This window comes from Chelatococcus reniformis (assembly GCF_014640075.1).
Taxonomy (GTDB): Bacteria; Pseudomonadota; Alphaproteobacteria; order Rhizobiales; family Beijerinckiaceae; genus Camelimonas; species Camelimonas reniformis.
This window is the reverse complement of sequence record NZ_BMGG01000010.1, coordinates 259114-273542: the sequence shown is the minus strand read 5'-3', so window position 1 is coordinate 273542 and position 14429 is coordinate 259114. Positions and strand designations below refer to the sequence as shown.

Here is a 14429-nt window from a genome sequence, read left to right as displayed (position 1 = left end):
CTTGCGTGGCGGAGATCCTGATGCCCGCTCGCCCGCTCACGGCCCGTCTTCGCCGCCGCATGCGTCGCAGCCGCCTCGGCCAGATCAGCCTGATCATGAGCTTTTGGCTGGCCGGTGAAGCACTCGTCCGGCTCCTTGGCCTGCCCCTGCCCGGCGGCGTCGTCGGCATGGCCATCGTGCTGGCGCTGCTGGCGAGCCGGCGGCTCACCCCGATCAGCGTGCGGCGCGGCGCCGAGTGGTTCCTGGCCGACATGCTGCTGTTCTTCGTGCCCGCGGTCCTGGCGATCATCGACCATCGCGAACTGCTCGGGCTGCTCGGCCTGAAGATCCTGATCGTCATCCTCGCCGGGACGGCGGCGGTCATGGGCGTCACGGCCCTCACCGTCGACCTGTGCTATCGCTGGAGGTTGAGGCATGCCCCTCCCCTCTCACGCTGATCCGCTGGCCCCGGCCCTATTCTGGTCGGCCCTGACGATCGGATTCTACCTGGCGTCCAAGCGCCTTTATCGCCGCTGGCCACGCTGGTGGCTGATGCCGCTGGCGGTAACCCCGGCGCTACTGATCGTCGTCGTGCTCACCTGCCACGTCAGCTACGGCGACTACATCGGCGGCACCGGCTGGCTCGTCGCGCTGCTGGGCCCGGCGACCGTCGCCTTCGCGGTGCCCATCTACGAGCAGCGCACGCTGATTTGCCGCCACTGGCCGGTGCTGGGGATCGGCATGCTCACCGGCTGCGCCACCGCCGTCCTGACCGGGTGGGGACTGGCCACCCTGCTCGGCCTCGACGGCGCCCTGCGGCTGAGCCTGCTGCCACGCTCGATCAGCACACCGTTCGCCATGGAGGTGTCCCGCGACATCGGCGGCATTCCCGACCTCACCGCCGTGTTCGTAGTGCTGACCGGCGTCCTCGGCGCCGTGCTCGGCGAGGCAATGCTCACGTGGCTGCCGATCCGCTCGGCCCTGGCGCGCGGCGCCCTCCTCGGCGTCGGCGCCCATGGCGCCGGTACCGCCAAAGCGCATGAGATCGGTCGCGAGGAGGGCTCCATCGCCGGCCTCGTCATGGTGCTCGTCGGGCTCTCCAACGTGCTGCTGGCGCCGGCGCTCGCCTGGTGGCTCCGCTGAGCGGGCCCGCGGGCGACCGCCGCGCCGACGGCAAGCGTCAGCGCGGGCATCGCCGAGGCGGACGTCAGGCGACCCGCTTGGACAGCCGGCCGAGCTCGCGCTCCACCAGATAGCGGTAGGCGCCCTCCTGCCGCATCAGGACATCGGGCGGGCCATCCTGGACCAGCTTGCCGCGCTGGAGCACCAGAATGCGGTCGTAGTTGCGCAGGGTGGAGATGCGGTGGGCGATGGCGATCACCGTCCGTCCGACCATCAGCCGCTCGAGAGCCTCGCGGATCGCCTCCTCCGACTCGCTATCGAGGGCGGAGGTGGCCTCGTCGAGGATCAGCAGCGGCGCGTCCTTGAGGAAGGCGCGGGCAATGGCGATGCGCTGGCGCTGGCCGCCGGAGAGCTTCACCCCCCGGTCGCCGACGACGGTGAGCAGGCCCTCGGGCAAGTTGTCGACGAACGGCTGACAGCGCGCTGCGACCACCGCATCCCAGATCTCCTTGTCGCTGGCGCCGGGCCGGCCGTAGCGGATGTTGTCGAGCAACGTGCGGTTGAGCAGCGCGGTATCCTGCGGCACGACGGTGATCGCCTGCCGCAGGCTGTCGTCGGTCGCGTGGGCGACGTCGTGGCCGTCGATGAGGATCCGCCCGCCCTGCACGTCGTAGAAGCGCTGCAGCAGCGCGACCAGGGTCGACTTGCCGCCGCCCGACGGGCCGACCACCCCGACGCGCTGGCCGGGCCGGATGTCCAGGTTGAGGCCATCGAAAACGTGCTTGCCACTGGGATAACGGAACGAGACGCGCTCGAACCGCACACGGGCGCCATTGGGCACCAGGGCGAAAGCCCGGGGATGGTCGCGCAGCTCGTGGGGGGAGAGCAGGGTCAGCAAGGCCTCCGCCAGTCGCGCCAGGTGCTGAGTTGCATCGACAGAGGCGACCGCTAAGTCACGCGTGGCGCTCAGAACAGATATGCCGAGAGTGCAGACCAGCACCACGTCGCCGGCGGTCGCCTGCTTCTGCCGCCAGAGCAAGAGGGCCCAGGCCAGCAGGCCGCAGGTCATGACCACCACGATCGCCGCGTGGGAGAGACGCAGCTTCTCCAGGTACAGCAGGCTGCGGCGGCGGGCCACCAACTCGTCGCCGATCTTGCGGTCGAAGCGGCGATGCTCGCGCGCGATGCCGCCGAATGCCCGCACCATCCCCATGTTGCCGACCACGTCGACCATCTCGCCGTCCACCGCCGCCGCCTTGTCGGCGAACGCGTGATGCAGGGGGCGGCCATTGGCCGCGATGCGGAACATCGCGACCATGACGCAGGCCGAGATGACGACCAGTACCACCGCCATCTCGACGCTGACTGTGGCCAGCAGCGCAATTGCGCCGACGGTCGCCACGCAGGGCGGCATCACGTTCCAGAAGAACAGGTTTTCGACCTGGAACACGGCGTTGGAGGTCGCCGTGACGCGGCTGGTCAGCACCCCCGGCAGACGATCTGCGAAATAGCTGGGCGCATGGCCGGTGAGATGGCGAAACAGCTCCGATCTCAGGTCTCCGGTCACGCCGACGAAGGCGTAGCTCGAGACCCACGTGGCAATCCGCCACAGAAAATTGTCCGCGGCGATGAACGCCACCAGCAGCGCGAAGGCCGGCCACGGGCTCGGGCCCGTGGTGGGATCGACAGAAAGGGAATCGACCAAGAACTTGACGCCGTACTGGGTGCTCACCGAGCAGATCACGGCTGCCAGGACGGCGACGAGGATCACCGCGTGAGAGATTGGACGACGGCTGATATAGCGGAAGAAGAACGCTAGTGGGCGATCCGCATAGCGGCAAAGGTCATTTTGCACGGATGGAATTGCCTCTCTCTGACGCGGGCAAGGACGCTTGATCCGGCAGGGAACTAACTCATCCAATCAAATGTTGCATTGCGGGACAAGTCGGCTTCACCTTACGAGATGGAACCGCAACCAGCCGGAGAATGATGACAGGATGAGGATCGCGCAAATAGCCCCGCTGACGGAAGCCGTGCCGCCGACGTTGTATGGCGGGACCGAGCGGGTGGTGTCGTGGTTGACTGAGGAGCTCGTCGCCCTAGGTCAAGATGTTACGCTGTTCGCCAGCGGTGACTCGGTGACGACCGCACGGCTCGAGGCACTGTGGCCCCGTTCGCTGCGTCTCGACGGAACCGTACGCGACCCGAATGCGCTTCACATGTCGATGATCGAGCAGGTCTACCGTCGGGCGGGCGAATTCGATCTGATGCACTTCCATCTGGACTATTATCCCTTCTCGCTCATGTCGCGGCAACCGACGCCCTTCGTGACGACGTTGCACGGCCGCCTCGACCTGCCCGAGCACCAGCCGGCGTTCACGACCTTCGATACCGTCCCGGTGATCTCCATATCGGATGCGCAGCGGCGACCGGTGCAGATGGCCAACTGGGTCTCGACCGTACATCACGGCATGCCCTCCGACCTGCTGCGTCCAACTGCAGCACGGCCTGAATATCTCGCCTTCCTGGGCCGCATCTCGCCGGAAAAGCGCGTCGACCGCGCGATCCGTATCGCCCAGCTCAGCGGCCTGCCGCTCAAGATCGCCGCCAAGGTCGACCGGGCCGATCAGGACTACTTCGACGAGACCATCCGCCCGCTGCTGGCGGCTCCGAACGTCGATTACATCGGCGAGATCGGCGATGCGGAGAAATCGGAGTTTCTGAGCGGCGCCATGGCCCTGCTGGTCCCGATCGACTGGCCCGAGCCCTTCGGGCTGGTGATGATCGAGGCGATGGCCTGCGGCACGCCGGTGATCGCCTTCAACCGCGGCTCGGTACCCGAGATCGTCGAGCACGGCGTCACCGGCTTCGTCGTCGAGGATGTCGTGAGCGCGGCCGGCTCGGTGCGCGACTTGAGCGCGATCTCGCGCGCCACCGTCCGGCGGCGGTTCGAGGAGCGGTTCACCGCCGAGCGCATGGCCCGCCAGTACCTCGGCGTGTACCGCAAGCTGATCGACGGCCAGCGCGTCAAGCCGCATCTCGTCAAGGCCTGAGCGCTTGCCCTGCGATCGGATGATCTCACCGATCGCAAAGCGTCCCGGCGGCACGGCGGCTACCAGAGCAACGGAACGAAACGGTAGCGCACGCGCGCCGCATAAGCGTCGTAGCCGTCGAGGCCTGCGCGCAGGGTTGCCTCCTCATGCACCGAGCGCCACGCGACGGCGAGGATCAGCACGCCGGCGAAAGCCAGACCCAGCCAGGAGCCGAGCAGCAGCGGCATGCCGACGAGGAGGAACAGCACGCTCGCATACATTGGATGACGCACGATGGCGTAGGGGCCGGTGTCGATCACCCGCTGGCCCTGCTGGAGCTTCACCACCGGGGCGGCGAAGGCGTTCTCGCGGAACGTCCACCAGGTGCCGGCACCGTTGATCACGACGAAGAGGCCCCCGACGACCTGGAGCCATGGCGGCACCGCCGCAAAGTCCGTGCGCCCCGCATCCCAGCCATGAAGGCCATCCAACCGCCGAATCCGACGATGAAGAACGCCAGCCACGCCCGATCCCACGGCTTCTGATCGCGCTGGAATGGCGCGGCCATGCGCTCGCGCAGCAGGCTCGGACTATACGCCGCCAGCCAAAGGATCATCGCCAGGCCGCCGGTCCCGAACAGTCCGATGAGCACCCAGCCGCCCGGATAGGCCAGCTTGCCGGCCGGCCACAGAATCAGGACGGCCATGACGGCCATCCACGCTGCAAGCTGGAGCAGGTAACCGGCCACGATTATCTCCCGGGTTGATCACCTTGACGATGGGCGACGGGGGCGGCGTGACGAGCCAGCCGACCAGCTAGAAGCGTGGGCGGCGCGCGCCCGCTGACGGGCCCGGCGCGCGTGACGGAGCGACGCCCGCGGCGAGCCAATGCCGCGTAGGCCCCGCATCGCAAGGCGCAACTGCGCCGCGTGGAGAAGGCCGCGAGGTGAGTTCGGGTCCCGTGTTCCGCCGTGGAAGCGCCGCGGTGGCCGGGCGCGCGCAAGGGTCAACGGCCGCCTGCCGACCGACGCAGCCGCGGGTATTGACCCGAATCGCCCCGCATGGAACCTGCAGCCATGCCGCAGATTATCGGTATGGAGGAGGGACTCTGAATGAAACAGCTGTGCATCGTCGGAATGCTTGCGCTCGGGCTGGTCGCTTGCAACCCCTATAACCGCACCGACCGCACTCTCGGCGGTGCTGCCATCGGCGCGGGCGCGGGAGCCCTCGTCGGCGGAGTGGCGTCAGGTTCGGCCGGCGGCGCCTTGGCTGGTGCCGCCATCGGCGGTGTCGGCGGTGCCATCGTCGGCAATGCCACGACGCCGAGGCGCTACCGGTACTAACCAACCGCAGCCGCGGCTACGCCGCAAGAGCGAAAGGGTGCGGCCGGGCGCTGAGCCGCTTGGCCGCGCTCGATCTTGTCTGTCCCGGCCGCGCGCGGCGGCCTCGCGGTCGCGAGCGTGCCGTCAGCGCGCAAGCCGCAGGCGCGACAGTTCCTGGCTGCGAAACTTATGGATCGAGTTGGACGGCGTACGCTCGGCGATGCTGATCACCGCGGGATCCACGCCCATGGCGCGTGCGTACTGGCGCATAGCGTTCGTCAGCCCCGCCGGCGGCCGCGCCCCGCGGGCCGGCCCCCAATGCTGGCCGGGGCGGCCCATGAAGGCGCGATGCACGCCCAGGCGACTCCCCGGCGGCGCGATGCGGCGGCTGCCGCCCATCAACGCATAGACGCAGGCCGAGTAGCAGGTGCCGCCGCTCAACCCCTGACCACCGGCCCGTGCGACCGCCACAGAAGCACCGATCTCCCGCAATACCATTCCCAGTGTCAGGGATTCGATGACGACGCCGCCGGGCGAGTTGATGAGGACGAGGTTGCTCACCGGCCCCCGGTCCATCGCCTGGCGCGTGAACTCGACGAAGCGGGCCGTGGTGCCGGGCGTGATCTCCCCCTCCGCAGCGATGATCGGTGGGCAGCCGCGGCCGCAACGCGGGTCCTGGAGCTGCACCAGACGGAAGTTCATGGCCTGGGCTGGGCCGCTGGCCCACGGCAGGGCCCCCACGGCGACGATGAAGGTCCACAGAGCAGTTGGTATAGCTCGGCGAAGCAACGCAATGCTCCGGTTGGCGGGACCGCGACCGAGCGATCCAGCTGTGTGCGACGCACCATCCTAGAGTGTTTCCATGCCGATTGGGTAAAATCCGCGCCTGCCGCGGAAGCGCGCTTCGCTCTCAACTATTTGGCGGACACGGGGCGGCCCGGAGGCGCGGCAGAGGCTTATTCGGCCACCCACGCTGCCTGCTCCAGGTGCAACCGCGTCCTGCGAATGTGTGCTCCGAGCATCCGGCCGGCCTCCTCCGCGTCCCGACGCTTGATCGCCTCGATCATCAGGGTGTGTTCGACGTCGCTGATCCAGCGCCCCTCCGCGCCCGTGGTGGCGAGATAATTGCGCCGATAGGGCTGCGTGATGTTCCAGAAGCGCTCGATCGTGGTCAGCAGGCGCGGCATCGGCGCGCGGCGCACGCTGAGGAGGTGAAGCTCGCGATCGAGCTGGATGTAGTCCTCGATATCCGGAGTGACCCTGGCGCGGGCGGCCAGGGCGGAGAGCTCGCCGATGTCCCCGTCCGACAGATGTGCGACGCTCTGCGCCAGGGCCAGCGGCTCGAGGCGCTCGCGCATCATGTAAACCTCGATGCATTCGGCCTTGTCGAGCTTGCTGATCCAGGCGCTGCTGTTCGGCACGAGGACGACCAGGCCCTCGTTCTCCAGTAGCCGCAGGGCCTCGCGCACCGGGATGCGGCTGGCGCCGAACTGCTCGGCCAGGCGGTCCTGCTGGATGCGGCTGCCCGGCTTCCAGTCGCCGCGCAGAATTCCCTGTCGCAACTGCTCGGCGATTTGCACGCCGAGAAGCCGCTCGTCCCGCCCGCTGCCCTTCGTCATTGCGGCCGCCCTGCGCCTCCCACCCGTAGATTCAACGATCACGGTTGCCGCGATTGTATCCGATTTTACTTCAAATGCGATGGATGCGAGCGGATTTCTGGATCTTTCGGCCCGTTTGGATAAAATCCTTGACAGAGCAGCACGGCGCTGGAACGTTCATAGCAAGCGCTAAAGGCGCACTGCTCCCACGCCGACACGGCAACTGGCTCCGCATGCGGACCGGATCGAGGGAACAACGGGGACGAACGCGACCATGGCGGACACCGCACAGCGGCGAGGTGGCTTCAGACCTTCGCAGGCGCTCGCCGTCATGGGCTTTGCCGTCGCTGCCGCGGCCGTTTTCAGCATCACTCTCCCCGGCTTCTTCAGCGTCGGCAACGCTCTGGCTTTGGCCCGTGCGGTATCGATTCTCGGCGTCCTGGCGCTGGGCATGGCGCTCGTCGTCATCGGTCGGGGCATCGACCTGTCGCAGATCGCGACGCTGGCCGTCTCGGCCGCCTTGGCGGTGACGCTGATCAACGCCGGCCTGTCGAGCGGCGTCGCGCTGCTGCTCGGCCTCGTTCTCGCCGTGACGATCGGCGTCGCCAACGGCTTCCTGATCGCCGTCGTCGAGATCCCGGCGCTGTTCGCGACGCTGGCCATGGGGCTCTTCGTCGTCGGCCTGACGCGGGCGTTCGTGGTGCCGCATTATCAGGTGTTCCTGTCGCCGGGCCACGACGGTCTCCTGGCGCTCGGACGCAACGTCGCGGGGGGCATTCCGGTGCCGCTGCTCGTCTTTGCCGGTTGCGCGGTGGTCGTGCACGTCTTCCTGTCGCGCACCGTGCTCGGGCGCTTCATCTACGCGCACGGCGACAACGTGGCGGCGGCGCGCCTGTCGGGCATCGGCGTGCGGCCGCTGACCATGCTGGAATACGCCTTGTCAGCCACCATCGGCTATATCGGCGGCCTGATGATGGTGGCGTCGACGGCGCTCATGCATCTCCAGATCGCGGAGTCCACGCTGATCTTCGACGTGATCCTCGTGGTGGTGCTCGGCGGAGTGAGCCTCGTGGGCGGCCGCGGCAACGTGTTCAGTGTCGTCGCCGGCACCCTGCTGATCGGCGTGCTGCTGAACGGCATGACCATCATGAACCTGGACACGCAGACCCAGGACATCATCAAGGGCATCGTGTTGCTCGCGGCCATCGGCATCGACAGTTACATGCATCCGCGGGAAGAAGAGACGGCCAAGCAGGGCGACTGAATCGCGCCGAATACCATGCTGTGGACGTAACAGCACCAATAATATCTACGGGAGGGTGACCATGAGCAAAGGATCCATCTTCGTGAAATCGGCGGCGGCGGCACTCGCCGCCGGCCTCCTCGCCGCGGCGACCTTGACGCCTGCCCGGGCGGCGGACCCGCGCGAAGAACTGCATGCCAGCTTCGAAAAAGCGGTCAAAGGCAAGACCGTCGCCTGGGTGCCGGTGTGGCTCGGCGTGCTCGAGTCCACCTGGACACGGGTGATGAAGGCGCATTTCGACGACTACGGCATGAAGCTCGTCGTGCGCGACCCCAATTTCAAGTCGGACGTGCAGTTGCAGGCCGTGAGCACGCTGATCAACGAGAAGCCCGACGTGCTGATCGTGCAGAATCCAACCGCCAACCTGCTGGCCCGCGAGCTGAAGCGGGCGATGGATGCCGGCATCTACGTCGTGCAGGTGAACATGGCATCGAACACGCTCACCGATGCCTATGTCGGCGCCGACGTGCCCAAGCTCGGACGCATGCTGGCCAAGGACGTGGTCGCCGAGTGCGGCGGCGGCAAGGGCTCGGGCAAGGTGGCGATCCTGGAGGGGGAAGCCACCGCCGCCTATTCGCTCGACATGGCGAAGGCCGCCACCGAAGTGCTCAAGACCGATCCCACGATCAAGCTGGTCTCCTCGCAGCCGGCGAACTGGGACGCCAACAAGGCCGGCGACATCACCACGACCGTGCTGCAGCAGCACCCGGACCTATGCGCCATCCTGAGCGTCTGGGGACCGATGACCGCCGGCGCGGCGCAGGCCGTCAAGAATGCCGGCAAGCAGGGCCAGGTGAAGATCTACGTCGCCAGCGACGGTCAGCCCGCCGACTGCGACCTGCTCGAGCAGGGCCTGTTCACCAAAAACCTGTCCTATCGCGCCGACACACAGGGTGAAGCCATCGTCAACGCCGTGCTCGGCCTGTTGCAGAACGGCGACAAGCCGGGCAGCAAGAAGCTTGCGTATTATACAACTAACTACTGGGTGAAGAGCAAGGACGACCGCGCCTATTGCTTCACAGTACCGAAGGAATGACGGCCCTGCCGACGGGCCGCCGCCCACCGCGGCGGCCCGTCGGCCCGGCCAGTTTCGTCGGGGCCGCCGGCTGACGCCGCCGCCCGCCTCGCCGGATGCGCGAACGCCGCGCCGCCCGGCACGGACCCGCGCCACCTGCGTCGGTCGAAACGGAGCCTCCTCTTATGGATTCGGTCCGGCGCCTCTGGTACCGCCACTCGCCACAATTGTTCATCAGCGAGCTGCTGGAGAAGCGCTGGATGGAACCCATCGTTCCGTTCACGCTGATGTGCCTCGTCTTCCTCGCGTTCGTGCTGACCATCCCCGGATATGCCGGCTGGCCGAACCTGCAGCAGCTCATGCGCAGCTTCCCGGAGCAGGCGCTGGTTGCGATGGCCATGGCCGTCGCGGTGCTTGCCGGCGGCATCGACCTTTCCGTCGGCGCCGTGTTCGCCATGGCGAATTTCCTGGCACTCTACCTGCTGCAGATCCTCGGCCTGCCGTTCCCGGTGATGATCATCGGCGTGCTCGCCTTCGGCGCCCTGGTCGGCGCCATCAACGGCGGCCTCATCGCCTACGCCAAGACGCGCCCGTTCCTCACCACAATGGTGGTGCTGATCGTCGTGCGGGCCTCCTACAACAAGCTCACCACGGCCTACACCCGGGAGCTCGCCTCCGCGTCCGAAACGAGCGACGCCTGGGACTTCCTGGGCATCGGCACGATCTTCGGCATCCCGGTCAACATGGTCTGCCTCGTCCTCATCGGCCTCGCCGCGCACATCTATCTGACCCGCCTGCGGCCGGGGCTGCAGATCATGGCGGTCGGCTCGAGCCGCAAGGCGGCGCGCCACGCCGGCATCGATGTCAAGCGCTCCCTGTTCACCGCCTATGTCGTGTCGGGGCTGCTCACCGCCTTCGCCGGCATCCTCTATGCCGCCCGCCAGAACAGCTCCGGCACCGACACCGGCGTCGGCTGGGAGGTCAACGCGCTGGCCGCCGTGGTGCTCGGCGGCATCAGCCTCGCCGGAGGCCGCGGCACCATCGCCCGCGCCCTGATCGGCGCCGTCATTATCTTTCTCCTGATCAACGGCCTCGTGCAGCTCGGCACTCACGGCAGCCTGACCACGGCGACGATCGGCTTCCTGCTGATCGCGGCGGTGGGCTTCAACGTCAAATGGCAGAAGAACAAGGGCAAGGTACTCCAGAAGATCTACGTCAGCCCGACCTTGGTGGAGTTCACGCCGCCGCCGTCGATCGCCCGCGACGCGGGCACCGCCTTCGCCGAGAACGACCGCCTGCACGCCGCCGAGGCCATCGCCTACGAGCGCATCGAGGGGCCTGAGGATGTCATCCTCGACCGGCAGGACAACCTCTACACGGTCAACCGCAACGGCTCGATCATCCGCTTCCTGGCCCCCGACTACGAGGTGCGTGAGGAATTCGCGCGCATCGGCGGCCGCCCGCTCGGCATGGCCATGGACCGCGAGGAGAACCTGATCGTCTGCGTCGCCGGCATGGGCGTCTACGGCGTCAGGCCGGACCGCTCGGTGTTCAAGGTGACCGACGAGACCAACCGCTCGTGGTTGCGCCTCAAGGACGATTCTCGTCTCTACCTGGCGGACGACCTCGACATCGCGCCTGACGGCAAGATCTACTTCAGCGAGGCGACGATCCGCTACGATCTCGCCGACTGGGCGTTGGACGGCTTCGAGGGGCGTGGCAACGGGCGCCTCATCTGCCATGATCCGGCGACCGGCCGCTCGACGACGATCCTCAAGGACCTCGCCTTTCCCAACGGCGTCTGCCTGGCGCACGACGCCCAGTCCGTGCTCTGGGCCAGCACCTGGCTGTGCCGCATCCACCGCCTGTGGATCGCCGGCCCGAGAGCGGGACAATGCGAGATCCTGGTCGACAACCTCCCCGGCTATCCCGACAACATCAACCGGGCCTCCGACGGCACCTACTGGCTCGCCCTCGTGGGCATCCGCTCGCCCGTCTACGACCTCGCCATGGCCGATCCGGGCTTCCGCGTGCGCATGGTCAAGCAGATCCCGCCGGATGAATGGCTGTGCCCCGGTATCAACTACGGCTGCATCGCCAAGTTCGACGACGACGGCACCGTGCTGGAGACTCTGTGGGATCCAGGTGGGCATTCCCACCCCACCATCACCTCCATGCGCGAGCACAAGGGCCACCTCTATATCGGCGGCCTCGAGAACAACCGGATCGGGCGCCTGCGGCTGCCCGGCGCGGATCCCACCTGGACGAGCTGGGCCTCCTATTGGGACGATGCCAGCCCGAGCGCCGGGCGCCGCGCACCGGTGCGGGAGATGGCGTGATGGCGCTGCTGCGGGACCTCGTCGACGCCATCCTGTTTCCCAACCGGCCGGTGCACGGCATCCCGGTGCTGGACGGCGCGCTGTCGCCCAACAGCCGCCTGGACGACGCGCGGGCGCTCGGGGCGCCGATCACGGCGCCCGACGACCTGGCGCCGGGGCCGGACGGCGCTCTCTACGTGTCGAGCGGTACAACCGTGCTGCGCTGCGCGGGAGCCGATTTCGACAGCCGCCGCGTCTTCGCCGATCTGGGTCGGCCGGTCGGCGGCCTGGCCTGGACACCGGACGGGCGCCTGCTCGCCTGCGTCTCCGGCCGCGGCGTGCTGGCCCTGACGCCGGACGGACGCGGCGAGGCGCAGCTCGAGGCCGTGGACGGCGCACCGCTGCGCTGCCCGACCGCGATCACCGTGGCGAGCGACGGCACGGTCTTCGTCACCGACGGCTCGCGCCACAATCCGCCGGAGGACTGGCTGCAGGACCTGATGGCGGCCGCCCCGGCCAGCGGCCGCCTCGTCGTCTGCGACAGCCGCCTCGCCGCGGCGCGCACGCTGAAGGGCGGTCTGGCCTGGCCCAACGGCGTGGCGACGACGGCCGACGAGGGCGCGCTCCTCGTTACCGAGGCCTGGAGCCACTCCCTTGTATCGGTGCCACGCGGCGGCGGCGGTCGGGTGCTGGTGCCCAACTTCGCCGGCTACCCAGCCCGCCTCAAGCGCGCCACGGACGGCTTCTGGATCGCCTTCTTCGCGCTGCGCAGTCAGCTCACCGAGTTCGTGCTGCGCGAGCCGCGCTTCCGCGCCCAGATGATGGCCGAGGTGCCGCCGGAGCTGTGGATCGGGCCGGCCCTGTCCTCTCCGTTCAACTATCGCGAGCCGACGCAGATCGGCCGCATCAAGAAGCTCGGTATCCAGAAGCCCTGGGCCCCGGCGCGATCCTACGGCCTGCTCGCGCGCCTGTCGCCCGAGGGAGACCCGGTGGAGAGCTTCCACAGCCGCGTCGGCGGCCACACCCACGGCATCACTTCCGTCTGCGCCGTCGGGCCGCGGGTGATCGCGTGCGCCAAGGGCCACGACAAGTTGGTCGAGCTGCCGGCCAAGGCAAGGGGAGCACACTGATGGATGCGACGGCCCCCCGCGACGGCGCCCCGCCCCTCGTCCGCATCGTCTCCGCCAGCAAGGTCTACGGCGGCGTCCATGCCATCGAAAACGTCGATTTCGACCTGCGTCCCGGCGAGATCCACGCCTTGCTGGGCGAGAACGGCGCCGGCAAATCGACCCTGTGCAAGGTCATTTCCGGCGCGGTCGATCTCACGACGGGCGAGTATCTGCTCGACGGGCGCAAGGCCGGCTTCTCCTCGCCGAGCGGTGCGCTCAAGGCCGGCGTCGCCATGGTCTACCAGGAGACCAGCCTGGTGCCGTCGATGACCGTGGCACAGAACCTCCAGCTCGGGCGCGAGCCGTTCTACACGGTGTTCCGCAAGCTCAACATCAGCGCCCAACAGTCTCAGCAATCGCTCAATTTCCATGTCGATCCGCTGGCCCTGGTGGAGACGCTGGGCACCGCCAAGCGCCAGATGGTCGAGATCGCCCGCGCGGCGCGCTACCAGGCGCGCGTCATCATCTTCGACGAGCCGACCGCGAGCCTGACGCCGGAGGAGATCCAGCACCTCTTCCACCTGCTGCGACGGCTGCGCGACGAGGGTGTCGGCATCATCTTCATCTCCCACGCGCTGGAAGAGGCGCTGAGCATCGCCGACCGCCTGACGGTGCTGCGCGACGGCAAGCTCGTCGCGACCGTGAAAGCGGGCGAGGTCGACCGCGCGCAACTGGTTCGCATGATGGTGGGCCGCGACGTCGCCGGCGGCGCCTACGCCGCCCCGCGCATGGCCGCGCCAGCGTCGGCCGGCCGCCGCGAGAAGGTCCTCTCGGTCGAGAACGTGACCATGGGCGCGGTGGTCAAGAACATGTCGTTCTCGGTGTTCGCCGGCGAGATCGTCGGCATGGCGGGGCTCGTGGGCGCCGGCCGCACCGAGATCGCCCACATCATCTGCGGCGCCCGCAAGCGCAACCTCCTCCGCGGCGGCCTGATCTACTTCAAGGGCAAGCCGGTGCGCTACCGGGTGCCCAGCCAGGCGATCAACGACGGCATCGTCTACATCACCGAAGACCGAAAGCAGGACGGCTTCTTCGAGACCATGACAGCCGACGAGAACATCTATCTCGGGCGCCTCGCCTCGCGCCTGGGCCGCCGCTGGTTCTACTCGCCGCGCGAGCGCAAGCGCACCGCCGACGCCTGGATCGGCGCTCTCGGGATCTCGGCGCTGAAGCGCAGCCTCAAGATCATCGAATACTCCGGCGGCAATCAGCAGAAGGTGGTCGTGGCGAAGTCCCTGGTGCAGGAGCCCTCGCTGGTGATCTTCGACGAGCCGACCCGCGGCGTCGATGTCGGCGCCATTCCGCAGATCCACGCGGCGATCCGCGAGGTCGCCCGCCAGGGCAAGGCGGTCATCGTGATCTCGTCGTACCTGCCGGAGATCCTCGCCATCTCCGACCGCATCCTGGTGGCGCGCGGCGGCCGCATCGTCGAGGAGATCCCCGCCGCCGAGGCGACGGAGGCGCGCGTCATGTACGCCGCCATCCATTGAAAGCTGTCGCAAAGAGAAGACGCTAATTCATCAGCCTCAGATAGAATAAAATTCTCCAAATTCGAGAAATATTTGAAATATT

General features: G+C 67.9%; 14 protein-coding genes. 9 read left to right on the top strand and 5 right to left on the bottom strand.

Annotated features, from left to right (window positions below; all coding sequences use genetic code 11):
- The first annotated feature begins 20 nt into the window (after positions 1–20).
- Positions 21–437, top strand: coding sequence for a CidA/LrgA family protein (locus IEW34_RS25790; RefSeq protein WP_188612098.1), 417 nt, complete (start codon positions 21–23; stop codon positions 435–437).
- Positions 415–1122, top strand: a complete 708-nt coding sequence (locus tag IEW34_RS25785) for an LrgB family protein (protein WP_188612097.1) — start codon at positions 415–417, stop codon at positions 1120–1122. The genes IEW34_RS25790 and IEW34_RS25785 overlap by 23 nt, the downstream gene beginning before the upstream one ends.
- A 64-nt stretch (positions 1123–1186) precedes the next feature.
- On the opposite strand, the gene IEW34_RS25780 is transcribed toward IEW34_RS25785, so the two are convergent.
- Positions 1187–2956: an ABC transporter ATP-binding protein gene (locus tag IEW34_RS25780; RefSeq protein WP_188612096.1), complete on the bottom strand. Its 1770-nt coding sequence runs from the start codon at positions 2954–2956 to the stop codon at positions 1187–1189.
- A 142-nt stretch (positions 2957–3098) separates the two neighbouring features.
- Here IEW34_RS25780 and IEW34_RS25775 point away from each other — a divergent pair, with 142 nt between their 5' ends.
- Positions 3099–4154, top strand: coding sequence for a glycosyltransferase family 4 protein (locus tag IEW34_RS25775; RefSeq protein WP_188612200.1), 1056 nt, complete (start codon positions 3099–3101; stop codon positions 4152–4154).
- Between the two features lie 59 nt (positions 4155–4213).
- On the opposite strand, the gene IEW34_RS30775 is transcribed toward IEW34_RS25775, so the two are convergent.
- Complete coding sequence (locus IEW34_RS30775) at positions 4214–4576, bottom strand: methyltransferase family protein (RefSeq protein WP_244642217.1); 363 nt, start codon at positions 4574–4576, stop codon at positions 4214–4216.
- A complete protein-coding gene (locus tag IEW34_RS30770; RefSeq protein ID WP_244642216.1) occupies positions 4534–4881 on the bottom strand; it encodes a hypothetical protein in 348 nt (115 codons plus the stop codon). Before IEW34_RS30770 ends, IEW34_RS30775 begins: the two co-directional genes overlap by 43 nt.
- 363 nt (positions 4882–5244) lie before the next feature.
- Between IEW34_RS30770 and IEW34_RS25765 the strand changes: the two genes are divergently transcribed.
- Entirely contained in the window at positions 5245–5475 is a 231-nt protein-coding gene (locus IEW34_RS25765; protein WP_188612095.1) for a YMGG-like glycine zipper-containing protein, read from the top strand.
- A 123-nt stretch (positions 5476–5598) separates the two neighbouring features.
- Here IEW34_RS25765 and IEW34_RS25760 read toward each other — a convergent pair whose 3' ends face one another.
- Together IEW34_RS25760 and IEW34_RS25755 are read right to left on the bottom strand one after the other, a co-directional pair.
- Entirely contained in the window at positions 5599–6243 is a 645-nt protein-coding gene (locus IEW34_RS25760) for a COG3904 family protein (protein ID WP_188612094.1), read from the bottom strand.
- 167 nt (positions 6244–6410) lie between these two features.
- Positions 6411–7073 carry a GntR family transcriptional regulator gene (locus IEW34_RS25755; protein ID WP_188612093.1) on the bottom strand — a complete coding sequence of 221 codons (663 nt, stop codon included), beginning with the start codon at positions 7071–7073 and terminating at the stop codon, positions 6411–6413.
- A gap of 253 nt (positions 7074–7326) precedes the next feature.
- Here IEW34_RS25755 and IEW34_RS25750 point away from each other — a divergent pair, with 253 nt between their 5' ends.
- From IEW34_RS25750 to IEW34_RS25730, 5 genes are all read left to right on the top strand, one after another.
- Positions 7327–8316, top strand: coding sequence for an ABC transporter permease (locus IEW34_RS25750; protein WP_244642215.1), 990 nt, complete (start codon positions 7327–7329; stop codon positions 8314–8316).
- 61 nt (positions 8317–8377) lie between these two features.
- A complete protein-coding gene (locus IEW34_RS25745; protein WP_188612092.1) occupies positions 8378–9391 on the top strand; it encodes a sugar ABC transporter substrate-binding protein in 1014 nt (337 codons plus the stop codon).
- Between the two features lie 164 nt (positions 9392–9555).
- Positions 9556–11709 carry an ABC transporter permease gene (locus IEW34_RS25740; protein ID WP_188612091.1) on the top strand — a complete coding sequence of 718 codons (2154 nt, stop codon included), beginning with the start codon at positions 9556–9558 and terminating at the stop codon, positions 11707–11709.
- Entirely contained in the window at positions 11709–12818 is a 1110-nt protein-coding gene (locus IEW34_RS25735) for an SMP-30/gluconolactonase/LRE family protein (RefSeq protein WP_188612090.1), read from the top strand. Before IEW34_RS25740 ends, IEW34_RS25735 begins: the two co-directional genes overlap by 1 nt.
- The gene (locus IEW34_RS25730) at positions 12818–14347 is read left to right on the top strand and encodes a sugar ABC transporter ATP-binding protein (RefSeq protein WP_188612089.1); all 1530 of its coding nucleotides are present in this window, start codon (positions 12818–12820) and stop codon (positions 14345–14347) included. The genes IEW34_RS25735 and IEW34_RS25730 overlap by 1 nt, the downstream gene beginning before the upstream one ends.
- The last annotated feature ends 82 nt before the right edge of the window (positions 14348–14429 follow it).

Excerpts from the sequence above, each read along its gene's own strand:
- IEW34_RS25790 (WP_188612098.1), top strand. The coding sequence starts at position 21 with ATGCCCGCTCGCCCGCTCACGGCCCGTCTTCGCCGCCGCATGCGTCGC.
- IEW34_RS25785 (WP_188612097.1), top strand. The coding sequence starts at position 415 with ATGCCCCTCCCCTCTCACGCTGATCCGCTGGCCCCGGCCCTATTCTGG.
- IEW34_RS25775 (WP_188612200.1), top strand. The coding sequence starts at position 3,099 with ATGAGGATCGCGCAAATAGCCCCGCTGACGGAAGCCGTGCCGCCGACG.
- IEW34_RS25765 (WP_188612095.1), top strand. The coding sequence starts at position 5,245 with ATGAAACAGCTGTGCATCGTCGGAATGCTTGCGCTCGGGCTGGTCGCT.
- IEW34_RS25755 (WP_188612093.1), bottom strand. The coding sequence starts at position 7,073 with ATGACGAAGGGCAGCGGGCGGGACGAGCGGCTTCTCGGCGTGCAAATC.
- IEW34_RS25750 (WP_244642215.1), top strand. The coding sequence starts at position 7,327 with ATGGCGGACACCGCACAGCGGCGAGGTGGCTTCAGACCTTCGCAGGCG.
- IEW34_RS25745 (WP_188612092.1), top strand. The coding sequence starts at position 8,378 with ATGAGCAAAGGATCCATCTTCGTGAAATCGGCGGCGGCGGCACTCGCC.
- IEW34_RS25740 (WP_188612091.1), top strand. The coding sequence starts at position 9,556 with ATGGATTCGGTCCGGCGCCTCTGGTACCGCCACTCGCCACAATTGTTC.
- IEW34_RS25735 (WP_188612090.1), top strand. The coding sequence starts at position 11,709 with ATGGCGCTGCTGCGGGACCTCGTCGACGCCATCCTGTTTCCCAACCGG.
- IEW34_RS25730 (WP_188612089.1), top strand. The coding sequence starts at position 12,818 with ATGGATGCGACGGCCCCCCGCGACGGCGCCCCGCCCCTCGTCCGCATC.